The organism is Flexivirga sp. G2 (assembly GCF_055397625.1).
This window is the reverse complement of record NZ_AP039675.1, coordinates 1,924,530-1,946,775: the sequence shown is the minus strand read 5'-3', so window position 1 is coordinate 1,946,775 and position 22,246 is coordinate 1,924,530. Positions and strand designations below refer to the sequence as shown.

The following is a 22,246-nucleotide window of genomic DNA, read 5'->3' as shown; positions in this document are numbered from 1 at the left end:
CTACTCGATCAGCTTGGGTCGGGAACGTCCCGAGAGGCCGCGTTGTTGTGCGGTATGACGGAACCTCTCCGTGACCGAAAGGACGACCCTCGTGAGCGACCAGTCGACATACAAGGTGACCAAGAGCGACGAGGAGTGGCGCGCCGAGCTGTCACCGGCCGAATACGCCGTCCTCCGTCAGGCGGGCACCGAGCGACCCTTCACCGGCGAATACACCGACACCGAGACCGAGGGCGTCTACTCGTGTCGGGCGTGCGGTGAGGAACTCTTCCGCAGCACCACGAAATTCCACAGCCACTGCGGCTGGCCGTCGTTCTACGCACCGTCGGCGGACGACAACGTGGAGTTGATCACCGACACCTCCATGGGTATGACGCGCACCGAAGTCCGTTGCGCCAGTTGCGGATCCCACCTCGGGCACGTCTTCGAGGGCGAGGGCTACCCCACCCCGACCGACCAGCGTTACTGCATCAACTCGGTGTCCTTGAAGCTCGCGCCCGGCAGCGACGCCGACTGACCGGTAACCCCGGGTCCGTCGCCGCGCCTCCTCGACAGTGACCGGATCCGGTGCCACGCTTGGCCGGTTCCGCACAGGAGGAGAGCCATGGCGACGGACCGACCGACCGCGATCCCGAAGACAACCGGGATCTTTCGACGCAAACCCATCGAGGCCGCCGAGAAGGACAGCACCCTCGAGCGCACGGTCGGCCTGTGGCAGCTGACCGCCATCGGCCTCGGCGCGATCATCGGCGCCGGCATCTTCGCGCTCGCCGGAACCGTCGCCAAGGACGACGCCGGACCGGCCGTGTCGCTGTCGTTCATCATCGCCGGCATCGCGAGCGCGTGTGCTGCGCTCTCCTATGCCGAGTTCGGTGGCCTGATCCCGCGAGCCGGCTCGGCATACACCTATGGGTATGCCGTGCTGGGCGAGGCGGTCGGCTGGTTCATCGGCTGGGACCTGTTGCTGGAATACACCGCCATCGTCGCGGTGGTCGCGATCGGTGTCTCGCAGTACTTCAGCTTCCTGCTCTCCGCGATCGGCATCCATCTGCCTGCCTGGATGTTGGGCGCTCCCGGCACCGGCCACGGGCACCACGTCGACCTGTTCGCCGTGCTGCTCTGCCTCGGTGTCGCCTGGTTGCTCAACCTCGGTATGAAGACCAGCGCGAAGATCGAGACCTGGCTGGTGTTCGTCAAGATCGCCATCGTCCTCGCGGTCATTGTGGTCGGCGTGTTCTATGTGAAGTCCGACAACCTCACGCCCTACATGCCGTTCGGCTGGTCCGGTGTCGCCACCGGTGCGGCGACGGTCTTCTTCGCGGTCTTCGGGTATGACGCGATGAGCACCGCGGCCGAGGAAGCCAAGGACGCCGAGCGCAACCTGCCCAAGGCGATCATCCTGTCGTTGGCCATCGCGATGGTGCTCTACCTGCTGGCCGCCACCGTGCTGACCGGCATGGTCGACTACCGACACCTTGCTCCGAGTGCGGCATTCGCCGAGGCGTTCAACGGTGAGGGGCTGACCTTCTTCGCGAAGATCGTCGCGGTCGGCGCGATCGTCGGCATCATCACCGTGCTCTACTCCTTCACCCTCGGCGCCTCCCGTGTCTGGTTCGCGATCAGCCGCGACGGACTGCTCCCCGAGTGGTTCGCCAAGACCAACAAGCACCAGTCGCCCTACCGCCCGACCTGGATCATCGGTGTTGTCGCAGCTGCCATCGCCGGCTTCGTGCAAATCGGTGATGCGGCCGAGCTCACCAACATCGGCATCCTGCTGGCCTTCATCGTCGTGTCCGCCGCGGTGATCGTCCTGCGCTACCGATCCCCGGAACTGCCCCGAACCTTCAAGACACCGTTCATGCCGGTCACCCCGATCATCGGCATCGCGTTCTCGATCTGGCTCGTGACCAAGCTGCAGGAAGCCACCTGGATCCGCTTCGCGGTCTGGTTCGTCCTCGGCGCGATCGTCTACGCGGCATACGGCTACAAGCACAGCAAGGTCGGCCAGGGCGAAGCCGTCCAGACCAACGACGGCTGAGTTTTCTGACTTCGCTCCTCGCACGGCACGGAGCCCGGGGCGTCACTTCGTTCCTTCCCCGGGGCTCCGTGCCCTGGTCGTCGCTGCGTCGGCAGTCCGCTTGTCGTTCAGCCGGCCGATGCGCCGCTGCCCCCGATCACCGATTGACGGCTTCTTCGCCGAGTGACGGTCAGATCTCGCCGTCGCTCGCCGAGGAAGCCGTCACTCGCGATGGAGGGACTTACCGCAGGCGGCGGGCGATGTCGCCGATCGGGGTGAGCGGGCCGGTGAAGAACGGGATCTCGACACGTGTGTGCCGGCGTGCCTCGGTGGCGCGCAGGTCACGCATCAGATCGACGATCCGATGCAACTCGTTCGCCTCGAAGGCCAGGATCCACTCGTAGTCGCCGAGCGCGAACGCCGGCACCGTGTTGGCACGCACGTCCGGGTAGTCCCGTGCCGCGAGGCCATGGTCCTTGAGCATGGTGCGGCGCTCGGCGTCCGGCAGCAGGTACCACTCGTACGAGCGCACGAACGGATAGACACAGACGTACTTCTTGGGCTCCGGGTCGACCAGGAAGTCCGGCACGTGCGACTTGTTGAACTCCGCCGGGCGGTGCACCGCGACGCTGGACCACACCGGGTCGAAGCTGCGGCCGAGCTCGGTCGTCTGGAAGCGGTAGTAGGCGTCCTGCAGCGGCTCGATGTCGGCACTGTGCCACCAGATCATCAGGTCGGCGTCGGCTCGCAGGCCGCCGACGTCGTAGGTGCCACGCACGATGACGTCCTGCGACTCGAGCTCCTTGAAGAAGCGCTCCACGTCCGCGATCGCCTCGTCGCGGTTGTGCGGCAGGGCACGACTCGCCTTGAACGAGGAGTACATCGTGTAGCGGATGGTGTCGTTGATCTCGTTGATCGCCTTGGCACCGGGTCGCAACCGTTCGTCACTCATACGACCATTGTCTCCCCGCCGCTTAGCGACCGGTGAGGTGGGTGAGCACCGCTCCGGCTGCCTTGCGGCCGGTGCCGATACATGCCGGTATGCCGACTCCCTCGTATGCCGCGCCGGCCACTTCGAGTCCCGGCAGTCCGTCGAGATCGGACCGCACGCCCGCGATCAGGTCGAGATGCCCGACGGCGTACTGCGGCAGCGCCCCGCCCCAGCGCTGCACGTGCGCTGCGACCGGTCGTGGCATGTCGTCACCCAGGGCGACGCGCAGGTCCGACATGCCGGCCGCCGCGAGTTCGGCATCGCTCTTCTGCAGGTCGGCCTCCTCACCGTGCCGACCGATCGAGACGCGGGCGAAGGTGATGTCCGAGGCCTCGTCGGCCAGCCACGGCCACTTGCTGGAGCTGAAGGTCGACGCCTTGACCCGGCGACCATCCACGGGCGGAACCAAGAAGCCGGAACTGCCTGCGAACACGGCGGATTCGGCATTACGGAACGCGTAGGTCACGATTGCCATCGATGCGTAGTCGACCTCGGCGAGAGCGGCCGAGGCGTCGCTCGCGACGGACGCCAGCAGGCGGGACGTGGCCCGTGCGGGGGTGGCCAGGATGAGCGCATCGGCGTCGATGCGCTCCGGTGAGCGGGTCTCCCCCACCGTCACCTGCCAACCGTGCGCCGTCCGCTCGATGTCCCGGACGGTGGCCCCGGTGCGCACCGTGACACCCCTGTCCAGCAGCAGCCGCACCAGGTGCTTGGGCAGCGAACCGATGCCACCGCGGACACCGGCAAACACCGGCTTCGATTGCGTGGGAGTGCTGCTGCCCGCCGTCGCCGCGCGAGCCGCGTCGGTCAGCGCTCGTCCGTGCTGGGCGGCAGCGAGCAGTGCGGGCGCGGCCACCGCAGCGGACAGAGCTCGGGCGTGCCCGGCATACACACCGCCGAGCAGCGGTTCGACGAGGCGATCGACGACGGCGGGTCCGAGCGCCGACTCGACGAGCTCGCCGACCGGTACGTCACCGGACACTCGCACGATGCGCTCGGCGCGCACGCGCTCCACCTCGGCGGCGGTCAACAGCGGTTCCAGGGCCGCGGCATCCGCCGGCACCCCGAGCAGCGTGCCTTTCGGCATCGGGCGCAGCGCGTCCAGCGTCCAGATCGACGCACCGACCGATGCCGGATGCACCGGATCGACATCGAGGTCGGCGAGCAGATCGAGCGCCTCCGGCCGGCGTGCCAGCATCGACTCGGCACCGACGTCGACCTGGTGTCCGGCGATGGTCGCGAGGCGGAGCTTGCCACCGATCTGCGGGGAACCCTCGAGGACAACCACCTCGTGCGGGGACGCGGAAGCTTCGAAGGCAGCGGTCAGCCCGCTGATTCCTGCGCCGACGATGACGATGCGAGCCATACTCACACCTTCTCACCAGGTCTCCCGAGCGCTGCAGCAGCGTCCTGCAGCCGGCCGAAATCTGCTCAGTCCAAGCAGAATTCGTTGCCCTCCGGGTCCGCCATGACGATGAAACCGAGTGACATCGGCGGTTGCGGTTCGAAGCGCCGCAGTCGTCGGGCACCGAGGGCGACGAGCCGGACGCACTCGGCCTCCAGAGCGGTCATCCGCTCGTCGCCCTCCAGCCCCGGCGCCGCTCGCACGTCCAGATGCAGCCGGTTCTTGGCACTCTTGGCCTCGGGCACCCGCTGGAAGAAGATGCGCGGTCGGGTCCCGTCCGGATCGACGAGCGCGGACGCCTCGTTGCGCCGCTCCTCGGGAACGCCGGATTCGGCGAGGAACCGGTCCCACGCCTCGAGTGGGTCCTGCCCGTCGGCAAGCTCCACACCAGGTGGTCCCGGATGGACGTAGCCGAGCGCATCGCGCCAGAAGATCGACAACGCCATCGGATCGGTCGCATCGAACGTCACTTGGAAGTCAGTGGTCATGGCACCAACCTGGCACGCTGACCGGACAGGATCGGTCCGCAGACCGCGTCAGGCCGAGTATCCCTTCGGCGGGATGAGCGATGCCAACTGCTCGAACGTCAGCCAATACTGGGAGTTACCACCGAAATTCGCCGGGTCCGCGATGTATGCCTGCATGGTGTCGGGGTTGTATCCGACGACGGTGAAGTAGTGGTAGATCGTGTAGTTCGGGTAGCCCGGCGGATGATTGTTCGCCGGCGCGACGATATTGGCGACGAGTGCGTAGCCGCGGTCCACGTTGAAGGTGATGTCCTGCCACAGCAGGTCCTTCTGTGCCTGGGTCGGCGGATCGTTCGGCATCTCCTTGGTCTCGTACCAGCCCACATGGTTGTCGAGCACCGCGGTGACCTGGCCGATCCAGTCGGTGCCGTTGGTGGTGGTGCCGAGTTCGTTCGCCATCTGCTGCTGGCTGACGGTCACGCCACGGCAGGACAACGCAATCGCCGTCGCTGTCGGGCCACACCAGTAGCCGGTCTGCTGTGCCTGGTAGGTGAAGGGCAGAACCTTCCAATTCGCTGCATTCGCACTCGGTGCGACGGCGCCGCCAACGGCGGCGAGGCCGGCCCCGGCGACGGCGCCCTTCAGCAGGGTCCGCCGGTCGATCGACGTCTGGTGCATGGCTGCACTCCTTCCGTGTGCCGCCAGCATCGTGGAAACATCCGTCATTCGAAAAGAATCTTGGTGAATTCTTTACGGCAAAATGACTCAGGCACGGGCAGCCGGTGCGAGCGGTTCGGCGACGTCCGCCCACGCCGCTCCAATCGCCTCGACCGCGCGCTGCAGGGTGACCTCGTCCAGTGCGTAGGGCGTGCGGATCCAGCGCTCCAGTCCGCGGCCGTCGACCGCGAAGAGCGACCCCGGCGCGAGCAGCACCCCGCGTCGTTCGGCTGCGGCCACCAATGCGGTCGAGCTCTCGGCCGGCAGATGCCACCACAGGCTCAACCCGCCCGCCGGTACATCGACTCGCCACCCGGGACATCTCTCGGCCAGACCGAGCATCACGTGGCGGGAGCCGTAGATGCGTTCGCGCGACTCGTCGCTCAGGGCGCCCTGGGCCCGCAGCAGTTGAGCGACCACCAGTTGCTCGAGCACCGGCGCACCGAGGTCCATCGACAATCGCGCCCGCGCGATCGCACCGACCAGCGCGTGGGGTGCGCGGATCCAGCCGATCCGCAAGCCGCCCCAGAAGGTCTTGGACGCACTGCCCACGGTCACGCACCCCGGGGCATGCGCCGCCATCGGACGGGCGTCGACCGGCCGGTCGAGCCAGATGTCGGACATCGTCTCGTCGACGACTCCGGTGACCCCGGTGGACCGCCACTTCCGCGCCACGTGTGCCCGCTCCTCCTCCGACCAGACGAGCCCCGTCGGATTGTGGAAGTCGGGCATTGCCAACGCCATTCGCGCGTTCGACCGCCGTATGACGCCCGCCACGTCATCGACGCCGTCGGTCACCAGCGGTGCACCGACCACCCGGGCGCCGGCGTGCTCGAGCGCCCGCACCGAGTTCGGATAGGTAGGGCTCTCGACCACCACCGGATCCCCGCGACGCAGACCGGCGCGGAATACTGCAGCAAGTCCGGCGAGCGCGCCGGTCGTCACGATGATCTGATCCGGATCCGTCGCCACCCCGCGCTCGGTGAACCGCCCCGCCAGTGCCTCGCGCAGCTCCGGGACCCCCAGCGGGAAGTAGCCGGCCGCCGCGATGAACGACGGCATCCGCTCGACCGCCGCCGCGTAGGCGCGGTTCAGCCCGGGCGTCGCCGCGGGCGCAGCGCAGGTCAGGTCGATGACCTCGGCACCACTCGGCTGCAATGAGGACAGCTCGAGCGGTTCACCGCCACCGGCCACGGGTCCGCCGGGGACCTGGACGATGGTGCCCGATCCGCGCACGGCCGACGCGTAGCCACGCTCGCGCAGCACGCCATACGCCCTGGTGACGGTGGTCCGGCTGACGCCCAACTGGTTGAGCAGCTCGCGCTCGCTCGGCAGCCGCGTGCCGTGCAGCAGCCGCCCGTCGGCGACGAGCTGACGGATGCCGTCCGCCAACCAGCTGTATGCCGCGGTGCCACCGGCACGCGGACCGAGCAACACCGCCAGGCGGCGGGCGGACACACGACTCTCCATGCCGCCATCCTCGCCCGAGTGGCCTCTTCTAACAAGGCCAACTGGCCTTCACTGGCGTCGGAAAACGCCACTCGTGTCGAAGTGGCTCTTTTTCGCAATGCCATTCAGACCGCATGCTGGAGGGGTGACACCGACTCTCGCCTCCCTCACGCCCCGAGAGCAACTCCGTGCCGGGCGACTGCCGAGCAGACTGGTCCGCCTCTTCGTCGGACTGAGCCTCTACGGTCTCGCGATGGCGCTCTTCGTGCGCGCCGGTCTGGGCCTCGACCCGTGGGACGTCTTCCACTACGGCGTGGCTCAGCGGCTGGATCTCGACCTCGGCACGACCGTCATCCTGGTCAGCATCCCGGTGCTGCTGCTGTGGATCCCGTTGCGCCAGTGGCCGGGGTTCGGCACCATCGCCAATGCGATCTGGATCGGTGTCGCCACCAACATCTCGCTCGCCGTCATACCGACTGCGCACGCGCTACCACTGCGCATCGTGATGTTGCCGATCGCGTTGGTCATCAACGCAATCGGCGGCGCGCTCTATATCGGCAGCCAGCTCGGCCCCGGGCCGCGGGACGGCCTGATGACCGGTCTCCACCTGCGCACCGGGCTGAGCCTTCGACTGGTGCGCACCACGCTCGAGCTGACCGTGCTCGCCGTCGGCTGGCTGCTCGGCGGCGTCGTCGGCATCGGGACCGTGCTCTACGCGGTGGCGATCGGACCGCTGGTGCAGTTCTTCCTGCGCTTCCTGGTCGTCCCGCTGGACCAGCCGGTCAGGACGACGCCGAGTGAACCAGCTCCACAACCCGTGTCAGCACACCAGGATCCGTGCTCGGCAACACTCCGTGCCCGAGGTTGAAGATGTGACCACGGGCAGCCTTGCCGGCCGCCAGGATCTCGTGCACCTTGGCCTCCAGCGGCTCCCACGGCGCAAACAGCAGCGCCGGGTCCAGGTTGCCCTGCAGGCTGTATGACGGCCCGACCCGCCGTGCTGCCTCGTCCAGGGGCACCCGGTAGTCGACACCGACGACATCCGCGCCGGCCGCCCCCATCGCGGCCAGCAATTCGCCGGTACCGACACCGAAGTGGATGCGCGGCACGTCGAGACCGGCGACCGCGGCGAGCGCTGCCGTCGAGTGCGGCAGCACGAATCGCCGGTAGTCGGCGAGCGAGAGCGCTCCCACCCACGAGTCGAAGAGTTGTATGGCGCTCGCGCCGGCCTCGGCCTGCACTCGCAGGAACGTGCCGGAGATGCGAGCGAGCTTGGCGCACAACGCATTCCAGACGTCCGGCGCGCCATACATGAGCGCCTTGGTGTGCTCGTGGTTCCTGGACGGCCCACCCTCCACGAGGTAGCTCGCGAGCGTGAACGGGGCACCGGCGAAGCCGATCAGCGGGGTGCTGCCGAGTTCGGCGAGCAGCAACCGCACGGACTGCGCGATGTCCTCGATCTGGTCGGGGGCCAGCTCCGGCAGCGCCTCGACGTCCGCTGCGGTGCGCACCGGATGGGCGATGACCGGTCCGACCCCCGGCTGGATGTCGACGTCGATGCCGGCAGCTGCCAACGGCACCACGATGTCGCTGAAGAAGATCGCGGCGTCGACGCCGTGTCGCCGCACCGGCTGCATGGTGATCTCGCAGACCAGTTCCGGGGTGCGGCACGCCTGCAGCATCGGCACGTCGGCGCGCACCTGTTTGTACTCGGGCAGGGACCGACCGGCCTGGCGCATGAACCACACCGGGGTGTGTGTCGTGGGCAGGCCGCGGGCTGCGCGGACGAGGGCGCTGTCGCGCGGGTCGGAAGCGAGGTCAGTCACGGGCACGATCTTCGCATCACGACGCCCCGCGACGTTCCGCTCCCCCGCTGCGCTATTGCGCAGATGGTTCGCGGGCGGGGACCCCGGTTATGTGACCACGAGGACGACGCCGACGAGAGCGGCGGCCACACCGGCCGCTTGGATCGCCCGCATCCGTTCGTGCAGCACGAACCGCGCGAGCAGCAACGTGGCGATCGGATACAGGGAGGCGAGCACGCTGACCAGGCTGACCTCGCCGTCGCGGGACGCCAGCCCGAAGAGGGCGTTGGCGGCCAGGTCCCCGCATCCGATGAGGAACAGCAGCGGCAGATCACGCAGCCGTGACCGGCCACCGTTCGCGACGCCCGGCCAGAACCGCCAGATGAGCGCGAGTTCGAGCACGCTGACGGCACGCATCACCCACAGCGCAGGTATGACGCCGCCGCCCGCAGCCGTATGCAGGAAGTAGAGCGACCCGCCGAACCCGAGCGCCGCGCACACAGCCAGCAGGACCGGCAGCCGGGAGACACCGCCGCGGAACTCGGGGCCGGCCGCGAGCACCGCGCCGGCCGTCGCCAGGACCAGCCCGACACCCGTGACGATGCTCAGCGTGTCCCCGGTCAACAGGCCGACGGTCACCGGGACGACCGCGCCGAGTGACGCGATCGGCGACACGACGCCCATGGTCCCGGTGGACAGTCCGGCATACAGGCAACACAGCGCGAGGCCATTGGCCAGGCCGGCCACGGCGCCCCAGCACCAGGTCGTCCCGGCGGGTGCGCCGGACACGACGAGCTGCACGCCGAACGCCACGGACATGGCCAGCAGGGCTCCGACCTGCGACAGCGCGACGACCCGGATGGCGGCGATCCGCTTGCTGAAGATGCCGCCGCCGAAGTCGGCCGTCCCCCAGACGACGCTGGACAGGATCGCAAGCAACGCACTCATAGATTCCTTATTCTGCGTCGGCCCCGAGTCCACCGACGACCCGCCGCCCCGAGATCCAGCAATCGAAGGCTTGTACGACTTAGGCTCGCTGTTGTGGGAAACCAAGACTTCGGCGGGACAGCGGCACTGGACTTCCAGGCGGCGGTTCGCGACCTGCAGAGCGTGCGGTTGCGACCGGAGATCAGCCTGACCGAAGTGCCGGCACCGGGGCGCATCGCCCCCTACTCACTGGCGATGACGGCCGATGTGCACAGCACCATCGACACCGACCAGACGGAGCTGGCCACCGGCCGCCTCGTCGTGCTCCACGACCCCGATTTCCCTGAGCCGTGGGAAGGTTCGTGGCGTCTGGTCAGCTACGCCCGCGCCGAGTTGGAGGCCGAGACCGGCGCCGACCCACTGCTGGGACAGGTCGGCTGGAGCTGGCTGGTCGACTCCCTGCGTGAGTCCGGCGCCGAGTTCCGCGCGGAGGCGGGCACGGTCACCCGTGTCCTGTCCGAAGGATTCGGCTCGCTCGCCGAGGACGGCGGCAGCGTCGAGATCGAGATCCGGGCGTCCTGGACCCCCGTCGGCCTCGACCTCGGCACCCACTTGGCCGCCTGGACCAACCTCTTGTCGACCGTCGCCGGCCTCCCACCGCTACCCGAGGGCGTCGTCGCGCTTCCCGGTCAGCGGCGATGACTGAGAACGACAACGCCTCCGACGACACCGCGGAAGCACCGGCCTACCCGGTACTTGCCGCGCCGGCTGACGGCGTGCCCGACGTCATCGTCGACGAACGGGAGCTGCAACGTGCCGCCGAGGCGGTGGCCGCCGCGGACGGTCCGGTGGCGATCGACGCCGAGCGCGCCGCGGGTTATCGCTACGGCAACCGGGCCTATCTCGTCCAACTGCGCCGTGAGGGTGCGGGCACCTTCCTGATCGACCCCATCGCACTGCCCGACCTTTCCCCGATGCAGGAGGCGATCGGCGACGCCGAGTGGGTGCTGCACGCCGCCACCCAGGACCTGCCGTGCCTGGCCGAGGTCGGGATGCGTCCGCACGCGCTGTTCGACACCGAGCTCGGCTCGCGCCTGGCGGGGCTGCCCCGGGTCGGCCTGGCCGCGGTGATCGAGCACTATCTCGGGATCAGCCTGGCCAAGGAGCATTCGGCGGTCGACTGGTCCACCCGGCCGCTGCCGGAGCCGTGGCTCACCTATGCGGCACTCGATGTCGAGGTGCTCGTCGAGGTCCGCAACAGACTGCGCGACGACCTGGAGCAGCAGGACAAACTGGACTGGGCACTGCAGGATTTCACGGCGCTCACCTCGTTCACCGGTCCGCCGCAACGCGGTGAGCCGTGGCGGCGTACCTCCGGCATGCACCGGATCCGGGACAAGCGTGCGATCGCCCGCGTGCGCGAACTCTGGCTCACCCGCGACGCGATCGCGCAGGAGCGGGACACCGCGCCCGGCCGGATCCTGCCCGACGCGATGATCGTGGAGCTCGCCAACGTCGGACCCCGCACCACCGAGGCCCTGCAGAAGATCGGGTCGAGCCTGCCCGGTGCATCCCGCAGCCGAACGCGACTCGCCGGCCGCGGCGCCACCCGGTATGCCGCCCGGTGGCTGGACGCCATTGCCCGGGTCGCCGCCATGAATGACGCCGAACTCCCACCGGCGACGGTTCGCAACGACGCTCCGCCACCGCAGCGCACCTGGTCCGATCGCAACCCCGAGGCCGCCGCGCGGCTGTCCTTCGTGCGCGCCCGGCTCGCCGAATTCGCCGAGCAGCGCCAGCTCCCGATCGAGAACCTCATCACGCCGGACACGCTGCGCCGCGTGCTGTGGACTCCCCCGAAACCGTTGGACGACAACGGAATTCGCACTCGATTGAGTGATCTCGGCGCGCGTCCGTGGCAGATCGACCTGGTCACGCCATACATCCTCGCGGCACCGGACGAACCCCCTGCTACTGGCGAGTAACAAACCGGGTTAGAGTCGACTACGTCAACTCGTTCCAGTCTCTCGGGAGGCACCGTGCCCCGCACGCTCTCTGAGGTCGTCTTCGTCGATGGTGTCCGTACGCCGTTCGGCAAGGCCGGGGAAAAGGGCATGTACGCCCAGACCCGCGCCGACGACCTGGTCATCAAATGCATTCGTGAACTTCTCCGTCGCCAGCCCGACCTCGACCCTGCGAAGGTCGAAGAGGTCGCCCTCGCGGCAACCACCCAGATCGGCGACCAGGGCCTGACCCTCGGTCGCGTGGCCGGCCTGCTGGCCGGACTGCCCAAGACCACGCCGGGCTACTCCATCGACCGCATGTGCGCGGGCGCCATGACGGCGGTGACCAACACCGCGTCGAGCATCGCGTTCGGCTCCTACGACATCGCCATCGCCGGCGGCGTCGAGCACATGGGCCGCCACCCCATGGGCGAGGGCGTCGACCCCAACCCGCGGATCATCTCCGAGAAGCTGGTCGACCCCTCGGCGCTCGTCATGGGCGAGACCGCCGAGAACCTGCACGACCGCTTCCCGAAGATCACCAAGCAGCGCTGCGACGCGTTCGCCGTCGGCAGTCAGAACAAGCTGGCCAAGGCGTATGCCGAGAACAAGATCCAGCCCGACCTCGTGCCGGTCGCGACCCGGCACGACGAGAAGGGCTGGGGCCTGGCCACCGTCGACGAGCCGCCACGGCCCGGTACGACGGTCGAGGACCTCGCCCAGCTGAAGACCCCGTTCCGTCCGCACGGCAACGTCACTGCGGGCAACGCTGCGGGCCTGAACGACGGTGCGACCGCCTGCCTGCTCGCCTCCGAGCGCGCGGCGACCGAGCTCGGCCTGCCGATCGGCATGCGTCTGGTCAACTACGCCTTCGTCGGTGTGGAGCCCGAGGTCATGGGCATCGGCCCGGTCCCCGCGACCGAGAAGGCCCTCGACCACGCCGGTCTGGACATCAGCGACATCGGCCTCTTCGAGCTCAACGAGGCGTTCGCGGTGCAGGTCCTGTCCTTCCTGGACCACTTCGGCATCGCCGACGACGACCCGCGCGTGAACGAGTACGGCGGCGCGATCGCGACCGGCCACCCGCTCGCTTCCTCCGGCGTACGCCTGATGACCCAGCTGTCCCGCCAGTTCGCCGAGCACCCGGAGGTCCGCTACGGCCTCACCGCCATGTGCATCGGCATCGGCATGGGTGGCGCGGTCATCTGGGAGAACCCGCACCACAAGGACTACGTCAGCAGTGTCAGCGGCGCTGACTCGGAAGGAGCCGCGTGATGACCGACACCACACAGCAGGCACCCGCTCGTGACGAGGTCGTCACCCACGCGCACGTCCAGGACATCCAATTGCCAGGCGGCGCAGGCACTTTCGCGCTCATCACGCTGGACAACGGGTTCGACCACACCAAGCCGAACTCCTTCGGCCCGGGCGGACTCGCCGAGCTGAGCAGCGCGCTGGACACGCTGGCCGAGCGCGCCACCAAGGGCGAGATCGTCGGTGCCGGCATCACCGGCAAGCCGTTCATCTTCGCCGTCGGCGCCGACATCACCGGCATCCCGACCATCACCGACCGGGAGCAGGCGCTGCAGATCGCCCGTGACGGCCACGCTGCGTTCGACAAGATCTCGCAGCTGTCCGTGCCCACCTTCGCGTTCATCAACGGCGCGTCGATGGGCGGCGGTGTCGAGGTCGCGCTCTATGCCGACTACCGCACCATCTCCTCCGACGTGCCGGCCTACGCGCTGCCGGAGTGCTTCCTCGGACTCGTCCCCGGGTGGGGCGGCACCTACCTGGTCCCGAACCTCATCGGCACCGAGAAGGCCGCCCAGCTGGTCATCAAGAACCCGCTCTCGCAGAACCGGATGATCAAGGGCAAGAACGCCTTCGAGCTGGGTCTCGCCGACCGCCTGCTGCAGCCGGTCACCTTCCTGGAGGACTCGCTGGCCTTCGCCGCGCGCGTCATCACCGGTGAGGAGAAGGTCGAGCGCGAGCCGGTCGACACCTCGGAAGAGGCCTGGAACGGTCCGCTGGACAAGGCTCAGGCCGAGGCCGACGCCAAGACCGGCAAGGCATCGCCCGCGCCATACAAGGCGATCGAGCTGATGCGTGCAGCGCGTACGGCGAGCCGGGAGGACGCCTTCGAGGCGGAGAACCAGGCACTGACCGACCTGATCATGAGCGACGAACTGCGCGCCGGTCTCTACGCATTCAACCTGGTGCAGAAGCGGGCCAAGCGCCCCGCCGGCGCTCCGGACAAGTCGCTGGCCCGCAAGGTCACCAAGGTGGGCGTCGTCGGTGCCGGCCTGATGGCCAGTCAGATGGCGCTGTTGTTCGCGCGCAAGCTGAAGGTGCCGGTGATCCTCACCGACCTCGACCAGGAGCGCGTGGACAAGGGTGTCGCCTACACCCACGGCGAGATCGACAAGCTGCTCGCGAAGGGCCGCCTGAGCGGCGATGGCGCGAACCGGCTGAAGGCGCTCGTCACCGGGTCGACCAGCAAGGACGGCTTCGCCGACGCCGACTTCGTGATCGAGGCAGTCTTCGAGGAGATGTCGGTCAAGAAGAAGGTCTTCGCCGAGGTCGAGGCCGTCGTGTCACCCGAGTGTGTGCTCGCCACGAACACGTCCTCGCTGGACATCACCGAGATGGCGTCGGAGCTGCAGCACCCGGAGCGGGTCGTGGGCTTCCACTTCTTCAACCCGGTCGCCGTCATGCCGCTGCTGGAGATCATCCGCGGCGACAAGACCGACGACGCTGCTCTCGCAACGGCGTTCGCCACCTCGCGGGGTCTGGGCAAGACCAGCATCCTGGTCAAGAACTCACCGTCGTTCGTCGTCAACCGGCTGCTCGGTCGCTTCATGGGCGACGCGGGTCGGATCGTCGACGAGGGCACGCCGGTCGAGGTCGTGGAGCAGGCTTTCGCGGGGCTCACCCCGATGCCGCCGTTCATGCTGATCAGCCTGGTCGGCCCGGCGATCGCGCTGCACAACAGCGAGACGCTGACCAAGGCGTTCCCGGACCGGTTCTACGTCTCCCCCAACCTGGCCAAGGTCGTCGAGGCGAAGATCCCGAGCTTCTACGGCAGCGACGGTGCCATCGACCCGAAGGTGCTCGAACTCTTCGAGGCGCCCGGTTCCCCCGTGGTGCTGACGGCCGAGCAGGTTCGTGAGCGCGCGCTGGAGTCGCTCGCCGACGAGGTTCGCCGGATGCTGGACGAGGGCGTCGTGCAGGCGCCCGAGGACATCGACCTGGCGATGATCACCGGCGCCGGCTTCCCGTTCTGGAACGGCGGCGTCACCCCGCTGCTGGACCGGACCGGGATCAGCGAGAAGGTCACCGGCAAGCGGTTCCTCGCTCCGGGTGTCGCCTCGGTGATCGGCAACTGAACAACTGATGCTGGTCGAGAGCGGCGAGGTACGCGCCGCGTATCGGGACCCCGGAAATACCACCGGGTAACGATTTCGGCACCGAAACAGGCTCTGTGACGCGCATCGCGTGTCGCAGAGCCTGTTTCCATCTCATATGTGAGCTACACTCGCCGCATGACCGATGACTACCTCTCCCGCGTCGGCACGCTCATCCGCGACGCGCGTCGGCACAAGAAGCTCACCCAGAACGAGCTCGCCGAGGCGTTGCAGACATCGCAGAGTGCGGTCGCGCGCATCGAACAGGGCAAGCAGAACCTCAGTCTGGAGACCCTGGCCCGCATCAGTGAGGCCCTCGACACCGAAGTCGTGGCCGTCGCCTCCTCCACTCCCCTCAACCTGCGCATCAAGGGCGGCCGCAAGCTGTCCGGCGAGATCGAGGTCCGTACCTCCAAGAACGCAGCCGTCGCCTGCCTGTGCGCGGCCCTGCTCAACAAGGGCAAGACCACGCTGCGCAACCTCGCACGCATCGAGGAGGTCAACCGCATCACCGAGGTGCTGACCTCGATCGGCGTCAAGACCCGCTGGTTGCCCGACAGCAGCGACCTCGAGATCGTCCCGCCCGCGCAGTTCGACCTCGGCGCGATGGACGAGACGGCCGCGCGCCGGACCCGCACCATCCTGATGTTCCTCGGCCCGCTGCTGCACCAGTTCGACGAGTTCCAGCTGCCCAACGCCGGTGGTTGCGACCTCGGCTCCCGCACGGTGGAGCCGCACCTGTTCGCGCTGCGCGCGTTCGGCCTCGACGTGGTCGCGTCGCACGGCTACTACCACGCAAAGGTCGACCCGTCGGTGCACCCGACGAAGCCGATCATCCTCACCGAGCGTGGTGACACGGTCACCGAGAACGCCTTGTTCGCAGCGGCGCTGCACGAAGGTGAGACCGTCATCCACAACGCCAGCCCCAACTACATGGTCCAGGACCTCTGCTTCATGCTGCAGAAGTTCGGCGTGCAGATCGACGGCGTCGGCACCACCACGCTGCGGGTGCGTGGCGTCCAGGAGATCAACCAGGACGTCGAGTACCATCCGTCCGAGGACCCGATCGAGGCAATGACCCTGGTCGCGGCCGCCGTCGTCACCGAGTCGGAGATCACCATCCGGCGGGTGCCGATCGAGTTCATGGAGATCGAGCTGACCCTGCTCGAGGGCATGGGCATGAAGTACGAGATCGAGGGCGAGGAATACACCTCGGCCAACGGCAAGACCCGACTGGTGGACATCACCACCAAGCCCGGTCCGCTGACGGCGCCCAAGGACAAGATCCACCCGATGCCGTTCCCGGGTCTCAACATCGACAACCTGCCGTTCTTCGCGGTCATCGCGGCGTACGCCCAGGGCACCACCACGCTGCACGACTGGGTCTACGAGAACCGCGCGATCTACCTGACCGAGCTCAACTCGCTGGGCGCCAAGGTGCACCTGATGGACCCGCACCGGGTGATGATCGAGGGCAACACGCGCTGGCGTGCGGCCGAGGTCATGTCGCCGCCGGCGCTGCGACCGGCCGTCGTCATACTGCTGGCGATGCTGGCGGCTCCCGGCGTCTCGGTGCTGCGCAACATCTACGTGATCGACCGTGGCTACGAGGAGCTCGACACCCGGCTCAACAAGCTCGGCGCCGACATCCAGACGTTCCGCGACATCTGAGCCAGCACTGCGGCCGACGCACAGACGCGTTGGTATGGCGGGCGAATTGCCCTTCATACCAACGCGTCTCACGTTGTGTGGGGTGCGTCTGCCTAGACTTCAGGGGTGGCACGCACCGCATTCTTCGACCATCCCGGCATCATCGCGATGGCACATCGCGGCTTCACCGGCCGGAACGCACCGGAGAACTCCCTCGCGGCGTTCGCCGCCGCCGTCGACCTCGGCTTCCGGTATGTCGAGACCGACGTGCACGCCACCTCCGACGGCACGCTCATCGCATTCCATGACGACCGGCTGGACCGGGTCACCGACGGAAGCGGTGTGGTCGGTCGGTTGCCCTGGAACGTCGTGCGTGCGGCGAAGATCGCCGGGACCGAGGAGATCCCGACCCTCGACGCAGTGCTCGAGTCGTGGCCGCTGCTGCGGGTGAACATCGACTGCAAGACCGCCGCGGCGGTCGAACCGCTGGTGGCGACCATCGAGCGCCACCGCGCCCACGATCGGGTGTGCGTGGCCTCGTTCTCGGACACGCGCCGGCGGGCCGTACTGCGCGGCCTGTCCCGACCGGTCGCCACCTCGGGCGGAAAGTCGGTGATCAGTCGCTTCGTGATGGGCGGCCCGATCCCGTCGTGGACACGAACTCCGTTGGGTCAGAACGCACTTCGCGCCGTCGACTGCCTCCAGGTGCCCCGCGCAGCAGGCCTGATCCGAGTCGTCACGGAAGCGTCACTGCGCCGGGCACACCGTGCTGGTGTGCAGGTGCACGTCTGGACCATCGACGACGCCACACAGATGCACGATCTGTTGGATCTCGGAGTCGACGGGATCATGACCGACCGCGCCGACACGCTGCGCGAGGTGTTGCTCGCGCGCGGTCAGTGGGTCGGCTGACGCGGCCGGCTCGGGGTCCGAACACCCCAACCGGCGACCGTCGCCGGTTGTGAACGGCAGGGTCAGCGACGTCCGGAGCTGAAGGCCGCTGCGGAGTGCCCGCCGCCGTTCGGGCGTCCCGAGCCGCCGGCACCACCGGAGCGACGCTGGCCGCCGCCGGACGCCTTACCCGAGCCGTTCGCCGCGCCCCGACTGTCGGCACGGTTCTTGTTCCGGCGACGACCGTTGCCAGCACCGTTTCCGGTGCCGGCGCCAGTGCCGTTTCCAATGCCGCGATTGCGGCCGGACCGCTGACCGTTGCTCGGCTTGCCATTGCCCTGCTTGCCGGCGCTCCCCTGGCCGTTGCGGCTGCCACCCGTCTTGGTGGTCTGCTGGCCGGTTGGTGCGGCGACATACCCGCCGTCGACGAACACGCGCTCACCCGGGGCGAGTTCGCGCAACACGGGATGGTCGGTGTCGGCGACCCGGGTCGTCGTCGGTTTGATGCCGGCCGCCTTGGTCAGGCCGCGTACGTCGTTGCGCTGGTCATCGGTCATCAGCGTGATGACCGTGCCCTCGGCGCCGGCGCGCGCCGTACGACCGGAGCGGTGCAAGTAGGCCTTGTGCTCGGCCGGCGGATCGGCGTGCACCACGAGTGCGACGTCGTCGACGTGGATGCCCCGAGCCGCGACATCGGTGGCGACGAGCGTGTTCGCCGCTCCGGAGTGGAACGCAGCGAGATTGCGCGTCCGGGCGTTCTGGCCGAGGTTGCCGTGCAGGTCGACCGACGGCACACCGCGCTTGTTCAGCTGGCGGGCCAGTGCCTTGGCGCCGTACTTCGTGCGGGTGAAGACGACCGTGCGGCCAGGAGCTGATGCGAGGTCGGCGAGCACGGGGACACGCAGCTCGCGGCTGGAGATGTGCAGCACGTGATGGCTCATCTTGGCGACCGGCGACTGGGCCGAATCCGCCTCGTGCGTCACCGGCTTGCGCAGGAACTCGCGGACCAGGACGTCGATCGCCTTGTCGAGAGTGGCCGAGAACAGCAGCCGCTGGCCGGACGTCGGAGTCTGCTTCAGCAGTCGACGAACGCCGGGCAGGAAGCCGAGGTCGGCCATGTGGTCGGCCTCGTCCAGCACAGTGATCTCGACCGACGCGAGGGAGCAGTGTCCCTGGCTGATCAGGTCCTCGAGCCGACCAGGGCAGGCGATGACAATGTCCACACCGGAACGCAATCCGCGCACCTGCGGGTTCTGGCCGACGCCGCCGAAGACGGTGAGGGTGGTCAACTGTGCCGCATCGGCGAGGGGTTGGAGCGAGTCCTGGATCTGCGTGACCAGCTCACGAGTCGGGGCCAGGATCAACGCGCGGGGCCGGCCCGGAAGCCGCTTGGTCCGCTTCTCCTGCAGTCGGGCGACGAGCGGCAGCGCGAAGGCATACGTCTTGCCACTACCGGTGCGGCCACGGCCGAGGACGTCACGACCGGCCAGCGAGTCCGGCAGGGTTGCCGCTTGGATCGGGGTGGGCGTCGAAATGTCCTGTGCGGCAAGGATTTCAACGAGGCGTGCGGGCACGCCGAGGGCATCGAACGATGAGGTCACAAAAGCTACGTTCTCTTCGGTTGCCTCGCCTGACCAGCCGGTTCCTGAGATCAGGGGCTGCGCATGGAGCGTGCTCGACATGCGGATCAACTCGTGGCGAGAACTGTGACGAGCAGATGCCCACAGGTTATCGGGTCACCCGTGGTCTTGACGAATCGGCAGCCTTTCCAAGCAGACTCGTGACGCAGATCTCACTACCGCCGATCGAGGGACTTCGCGAACTCACGCACTCGATCGACGACGTCCATGTGAACCCGGTTGCTCTCGCGTACTCCCCCACGGTGCATCGCGTGGTCGGCGCCGTCGACATACATCACCTCGCCGGACGGCCGGGGCACGTCAGGCGGCCACAAGGAGTCGGCCGAGCCACCGACAACCAATTGCGGAGCCGGGTATGCCGAAAGAGCCTGCGCCACAGCCTCGTCCGACAGAACCGGCGTCAACCACACAGCGGGCAGGCCGAGCTCGGCCGCCGCCGGCGCGGCATACGTGCCAAGCGACTTGGCCACGACGAGGGTCTGGTCGGCAGCCGGCGCCTCGCGCAGCGCGAGTTCGAGAGCTCCCTCCACCAACTCGGTCGGCGGCCGCTGCCAGCGCACCACCTGGACGAACCATCCGTCCTCCACGAGTCCGATGCCCGTCCAGAACAGCAGCGGCGCGTCGATCGGATAGGCGCCACCCGGCAGAACGATCACCCGCTTCGCGACCCGGCCGGCCGGTTTCGTTCCCGGTGGCCATGCCTCGGTCACGAGTCCGTGTGTTGCCATGTCGTGTGCTCCCATACCCACCTGGATATCGGTCGTCGGTGACCCGCGCAAGCGATCCGTGTGAGCAGCACGACAATCAGGATGGGGAGGAACACGCTCACACAGCGATAAACTTGAAGCACCGATGAATGATGCTGCGACGAGCCCGATCCGCACCGCATTCGTCTTCGGACCGCATGCGGGCGCTCATCGCGTCGCGGCGCGCGCGGGCATTTCGGTCGCCATACCGCTGCTGATGCTGGTCTTGATCGATCGCACCGATTGGGCCGCGTATGCCGCGTTCGGCGCCTTCACCTCGCTCTACGGTCGGCGCAGCGGGTACGCCGAGCGAACCGGCATGCAGGCCATGGCCGGTCTGTTCCTCACCCTGTCCGTGGTGCTCGGCGCGACCATCGCCTTGCTGCCTGGTCGTGCCTGGTGGACGGTTCCCGGCGCGGCGCTGGTGGCCATCACCGGGCAGGTCGTCTCCTCGGCGTTTCGCTGGCACCCTCCCGGCTCCATCTTCCTGGTCTTCGGGATCACGGTCTCCGCATCGATCCCTGGCCAGCCGAGACTGGTTCCGATCGCCGCTGCTGTTGCCGCGTGCAGCGCGGCATTCGCCATGTTGGTCGGTCGCATCGGCGCGCTGCGCGAACCCAGGCAGCGCCCGCGGGCCGTCGTTCCCGGCGCCGACCTGAATGGCACCCTGCGTGACCCTGTTCAGCGAATCACGCTGCTACGACTACTGATCGGCATCCTGGTGGCCGGCAGCATTTCGACAAGTCTGGGCGGCTCCCATCCGTCGTGGGCGATGGTCGCGGTCGTCGCGACGTTGACCGGGCCACGTCGGCAGACTCAGATCGTGCGCGGCATACACCGTGTGGTCGGCACGTTGGCCGGCGTGCTGGTGGCATGGCCGCTGCTCGAGACGCACCCGTCGCCGATCATGACGGTCCTGCTCATCATGATCCTGCAGATGGCAGCCGAGTTGCTGGTCGGTCGCAACTACGCGATCGCCCTGCTCGCCATCACGCCGTTGGCTCTGCTCATGGGTCAGCTGTCGGCCGAACGGCCGATCGGATCGGTGCTGGCGGACCGCGCCCTGGAGACCGCACTGGGTGCGGTCATCGCGCTGGCCATGCTCGTCCCGTGGCCGCGATTGCTCAGTCGGCGACCACTTCGTTCGCCGGCATCGGGACACCGGTAGCTGTGTGAATCTGCTCGACAACCGGGTCAATGATCTTCGGCGTCCATTCGGCACGCTCGGCCTCGGTGGCATGCAGTAGCGCACGTTCGTTCGCGCGGATCCGGGCGAGGTTCGCGATGAGCAACGCGTCGGGCAGCAGCTCGATCAATCGAGCGCTCGGCACCCGGTCGGCCCAGGCCGACGCGTAGGACCGCATCAGTCGCGCATCGCGCTCGTGGTCGACCGGCAACCCGAAGTGGTATGACGGGCCGGCCAGCGCGATCAGCAACGAACACAACGGGTTTCCGACATACGCGTCGCCCCAGTCGAAGAACCGCGAGTCGTGTATGGCCGCTGCCGAGCCGTCCGCGCAGAAGACGTTGCCGGCGTGCAGGTCGTTGTGCTGGATCGCGTCCGGCAGGTCGGAGTCGATCAGGTGCGCCGCGGCCTCGCGCAACGGTTGCTCCGTTGCCGGCGAGTCGGCACCCCTGCCCGCGAGCCAGTGACTCACCAGGTCCTGCGGTTGCCACCGCGGCACGCCGGCAGCCACGAGATCGTCAACGACCTCGGTCGACGCGCGCTGCAGCCGGGCATACCGGCGCAGCACGCCCGACCAGAGTCCGACGATGCTGTCCGCGTCGGCGACCGCGCGCAGCTGCGGTCCGTGATCGGGCATCAACAGCCAGCCGCGCTCATCGTCCGACGCCCATGTCTCCGGCAATCGGTCCGGTGCGACGCGGGTGAGCAGCCGGTAGATGGCAGGTTCCGGCGAGGTGCTCGGCGAGCACGCCTTGAACCAGGCGCGGCCGGCGGAGGTGTCGACGACCAGCTGGGTCGACCACGCGCGGACACGCGGCTGTCGTGGCGTCACCGGCACCCGGGTGAGGCCCCGGCGTTCGAGCGATTCGTCGATCCAGCGCGTCGCCTCCTGCCGCCAGGAGTCGCTCTGCCAGAGTTGGGAATTGGGCACCGGCGGGATCTCGATAC

General features: G+C 68.2%; 20 protein-coding genes. 10 read left to right on the top strand and 10 right to left on the bottom strand.

Annotation, left to right across the window (positions count from 1 at the left end):
- Positions 1–91: 91 nt before the first annotated feature.
- Both msrB and ACZ50J_RS09245 read left to right on the top strand, forming a co-directional pair.
- On the top strand, positions 92–517 hold the full coding sequence (gene msrB / locus ACZ50J_RS09250; protein ID WP_464300982.1) for a peptide-methionine (R)-S-oxide reductase MsrB: 426 nt from the start codon (positions 92–94) through the stop codon (positions 515–517).
- An 87-nt stretch (positions 518–604) separates the two neighbouring features.
- Positions 605–2,038, top strand: coding sequence for an amino acid permease (locus ACZ50J_RS09245; RefSeq protein WP_464300981.1), 1,434 nt, complete (start codon positions 605–607; stop codon positions 2,036–2,038).
- A gap of 220 nt (positions 2,039–2,258) precedes the next feature.
- Here the strand turns inward: ACZ50J_RS09245 and hemQ are convergent, their stop codons facing one another.
- From hemQ to yczR, 5 genes are all read right to left on the bottom strand, one after another.
- Complete coding sequence (gene hemQ, locus ACZ50J_RS09240) at positions 2,259–2,969, bottom strand: hydrogen peroxide-dependent heme synthase (protein ID WP_464300980.1); 711 nt, start codon at positions 2,967–2,969, stop codon at positions 2,259–2,261.
- A 22-nt stretch (positions 2,970–2,991) separates the two neighbouring features.
- Positions 2,992–4,374 carry a protoporphyrinogen oxidase gene (gene hemG, locus ACZ50J_RS09235; RefSeq protein ID WP_464300979.1) on the bottom strand — a complete coding sequence of 461 codons (1,383 nt, stop codon included), beginning with the start codon at positions 4,372–4,374 and terminating at the stop codon, positions 2,992–2,994.
- Between the two features lie 65 nt (positions 4,375–4,439).
- On the bottom strand, positions 4,440–4,901 hold the full coding sequence (locus ACZ50J_RS09230; RefSeq protein WP_464300978.1) for a VOC family protein: 462 nt from the start codon (positions 4,899–4,901) through the stop codon (positions 4,440–4,442).
- 48 nt (positions 4,902–4,949) lie between these two features.
- Positions 4,950–5,558 carry a C39 family peptidase gene (locus tag ACZ50J_RS09225; protein WP_464300977.1) on the bottom strand — a complete coding sequence of 203 codons (609 nt, stop codon included), beginning with the start codon at positions 5,556–5,558 and terminating at the stop codon, positions 4,950–4,952.
- An 87-nt stretch (positions 5,559–5,645) separates the two neighbouring features.
- A complete protein-coding gene (yczR, locus tag ACZ50J_RS09220; protein WP_464300976.1) occupies positions 5,646–7,067 on the bottom strand; it encodes a MocR-like transcription factor YczR in 1,422 nt (473 codons plus the stop codon).
- A gap of 97 nt (positions 7,068–7,164) precedes the next feature.
- On the opposite strand from yczR, the gene yczE reads away from it, so the two are divergent.
- Positions 7,165–7,914, top strand: a complete 750-nt coding sequence (yczE, locus tag ACZ50J_RS09215) for a membrane protein YczE (protein WP_464300975.1) — start codon at positions 7,165–7,167, stop codon at positions 7,912–7,914.
- Here yczE and hemE read toward each other — a convergent pair.
- Both hemE and ACZ50J_RS09205 read right to left on the bottom strand, forming a co-directional pair.
- On the bottom strand, positions 7,829–8,881 hold the full coding sequence (gene hemE, locus ACZ50J_RS09210) for a uroporphyrinogen decarboxylase (protein ID WP_464301333.1): 1,053 nt from the start codon (positions 8,879–8,881) through the stop codon (positions 7,829–7,831). The two genes, yczE and hemE, sit on opposite strands and share 86 nt — an antisense overlap.
- Before the next feature lie 78 nt (positions 8,882–8,959).
- Positions 8,960–9,799, bottom strand: a complete 840-nt coding sequence (locus ACZ50J_RS09205; RefSeq protein ID WP_464300974.1) for an EamA family transporter — start codon at positions 9,797–9,799, stop codon at positions 8,960–8,962.
- Positions 9,800–9,892: 93 nt separating this feature from the next.
- Between ACZ50J_RS09205 and ACZ50J_RS09200 the strand changes: the two genes are divergently transcribed.
- The 6 genes from ACZ50J_RS09200 (at position 9,893) to ACZ50J_RS09175 (ending at position 17,747) form a co-directional block, all read left to right on the top strand.
- Positions 9,893–10,480: a DUF3000 domain-containing protein gene (locus ACZ50J_RS09200; protein WP_464300973.1), complete on the top strand. Its 588-nt coding sequence runs from the start codon at positions 9,893–9,895 to the stop codon at positions 10,478–10,480.
- Positions 10,477–11,763, top strand: a complete 1,287-nt coding sequence (locus tag ACZ50J_RS09195) for an HRDC domain-containing protein (protein ID WP_464300972.1) — start codon at positions 10,477–10,479, stop codon at positions 11,761–11,763. The genes ACZ50J_RS09200 and ACZ50J_RS09195 overlap by 4 nt, the downstream gene beginning before the upstream one ends.
- A 54-nt stretch (positions 11,764–11,817) precedes the next feature.
- Positions 11,818–13,056 (top strand): thiolase family protein, encoded by a 1,239-nt coding sequence (locus ACZ50J_RS09190; protein ID WP_464300971.1) that lies wholly within the window; start codon positions 11,818–11,820, stop codon positions 13,054–13,056.
- Positions 13,056–15,167, top strand: coding sequence for a 3-hydroxyacyl-CoA dehydrogenase NAD-binding domain-containing protein (locus ACZ50J_RS09185; RefSeq protein ID WP_464300970.1), 2,112 nt, complete (start codon positions 13,056–13,058; stop codon positions 15,165–15,167). The genes ACZ50J_RS09190 and ACZ50J_RS09185 overlap by 1 nt, the downstream gene beginning before the upstream one ends.
- Before the next feature lie 156 nt (positions 15,168–15,323).
- A complete protein-coding gene (locus ACZ50J_RS09180; protein ID WP_464300969.1) occupies positions 15,324–16,856 on the top strand; it encodes a helix-turn-helix domain-containing protein in 1,533 nt (510 codons plus the stop codon).
- A gap of 105 nt (positions 16,857–16,961) precedes the next feature.
- Positions 16,962–17,747, top strand: coding sequence for a glycerophosphodiester phosphodiesterase (locus ACZ50J_RS09175; protein ID WP_464300968.1), 786 nt, complete (start codon positions 16,962–16,964; stop codon positions 17,745–17,747).
- 62 nt (positions 17,748–17,809) lie between these two features.
- On the opposite strand, the gene ACZ50J_RS09170 is transcribed toward ACZ50J_RS09175, so the two are convergent.
- Positions 17,810–19,327 (bottom strand): DEAD/DEAH box helicase, encoded by a 1,518-nt coding sequence (locus ACZ50J_RS09170; protein WP_464300967.1) that lies wholly within the window; start codon positions 19,325–19,327, stop codon positions 17,810–17,812.
- A gap of 194 nt (positions 19,328–19,521) precedes the next feature.
- On the bottom strand, positions 19,522–20,094 hold the full coding sequence (locus tag ACZ50J_RS09165) for a hypothetical protein (RefSeq protein ID WP_464300966.1): 573 nt from the start codon (positions 20,092–20,094) through the stop codon (positions 19,522–19,524).
- 124 nt (positions 20,095–20,218) lie between these two features.
- On the opposite strand from ACZ50J_RS09165, the gene ACZ50J_RS09160 reads away from it, so the two are divergent.
- On the top strand, positions 20,219–21,280 hold the full coding sequence (locus tag ACZ50J_RS09160) for an FUSC family protein (protein WP_464300965.1): 1,062 nt from the start codon (positions 20,219–20,221) through the stop codon (positions 21,278–21,280).
- Here ACZ50J_RS09160 and ACZ50J_RS09155 read toward each other — a convergent pair.
- Positions 21,237–22,229, bottom strand: coding sequence for a phosphotransferase (locus ACZ50J_RS09155; protein WP_464300964.1), 993 nt, complete (start codon positions 22,227–22,229; stop codon positions 21,237–21,239). The genes ACZ50J_RS09160 and ACZ50J_RS09155 overlap by 44 nt on opposite strands.
- Between the last annotated feature and the right edge of the window lie 17 nt (positions 22,230–22,246).

What these genes read in the sequence shown, in the direction of transcription:
- ACZ50J_RS09245 (WP_464300981.1), top strand. Translation starts at nt 605, where the DNA reads ATGGCGACGGACCGACCGACCGCGATCCCGAAGACAACCGGGATCTTT.
- hemQ (WP_464300980.1), bottom strand. Translation starts at nt 2,969, where the DNA reads ATGAGTGACGAACGGTTGCGACCCGGTGCCAAGGCGATCAACGAGATC.
- hemG (WP_464300979.1), bottom strand. Translation starts at nt 4,374, where the DNA reads ATGGCTCGCATCGTCATCGTCGGCGCAGGAATCAGCGGGCTGACCGCT.
- ACZ50J_RS09230 (WP_464300978.1), bottom strand. Translation starts at nt 4,901, where the DNA reads ATGACCACTGACTTCCAAGTGACGTTCGATGCGACCGATCCGATGGCG.
- ACZ50J_RS09225 (WP_464300977.1), bottom strand. Translation starts at nt 5,558, where the DNA reads ATGCACCAGACGTCGATCGACCGGCGGACCCTGCTGAAGGGCGCCGTC.
- yczR (WP_464300976.1), bottom strand. Translation starts at nt 7,067, where the DNA reads ATGGAGAGTCGTGTGTCCGCCCGCCGCCTGGCGGTGTTGCTCGGTCCG.
- yczE (WP_464300975.1), top strand. Translation starts at nt 7,165, where the DNA reads ATGCCATTCAGACCGCATGCTGGAGGGGTGACACCGACTCTCGCCTCC.
- ACZ50J_RS09205 (WP_464300974.1), bottom strand. Translation starts at nt 9,799, where the DNA reads ATGAGTGCGTTGCTTGCGATCCTGTCCAGCGTCGTCTGGGGGACGGCC.
- ACZ50J_RS09195 (WP_464300972.1), top strand. Translation starts at nt 10,477, where the DNA reads ATGACTGAGAACGACAACGCCTCCGACGACACCGCGGAAGCACCGGCC.
- ACZ50J_RS09185 (WP_464300970.1), top strand. Translation starts at nt 13,056, where the DNA reads ATGACCGACACCACACAGCAGGCACCCGCTCGTGACGAGGTCGTCACC.
- ACZ50J_RS09180 (WP_464300969.1), top strand. Translation starts at nt 15,324, where the DNA reads ATGACCGATGACTACCTCTCCCGCGTCGGCACGCTCATCCGCGACGCG.
- ACZ50J_RS09165 (WP_464300966.1), bottom strand. Translation starts at nt 20,094, where the DNA reads ATGGCAACACACGGACTCGTGACCGAGGCATGGCCACCGGGAACGAAA.
- ACZ50J_RS09160 (WP_464300965.1), top strand. Translation starts at nt 20,219, where the DNA reads ATGAATGATGCTGCGACGAGCCCGATCCGCACCGCATTCGTCTTCGGA.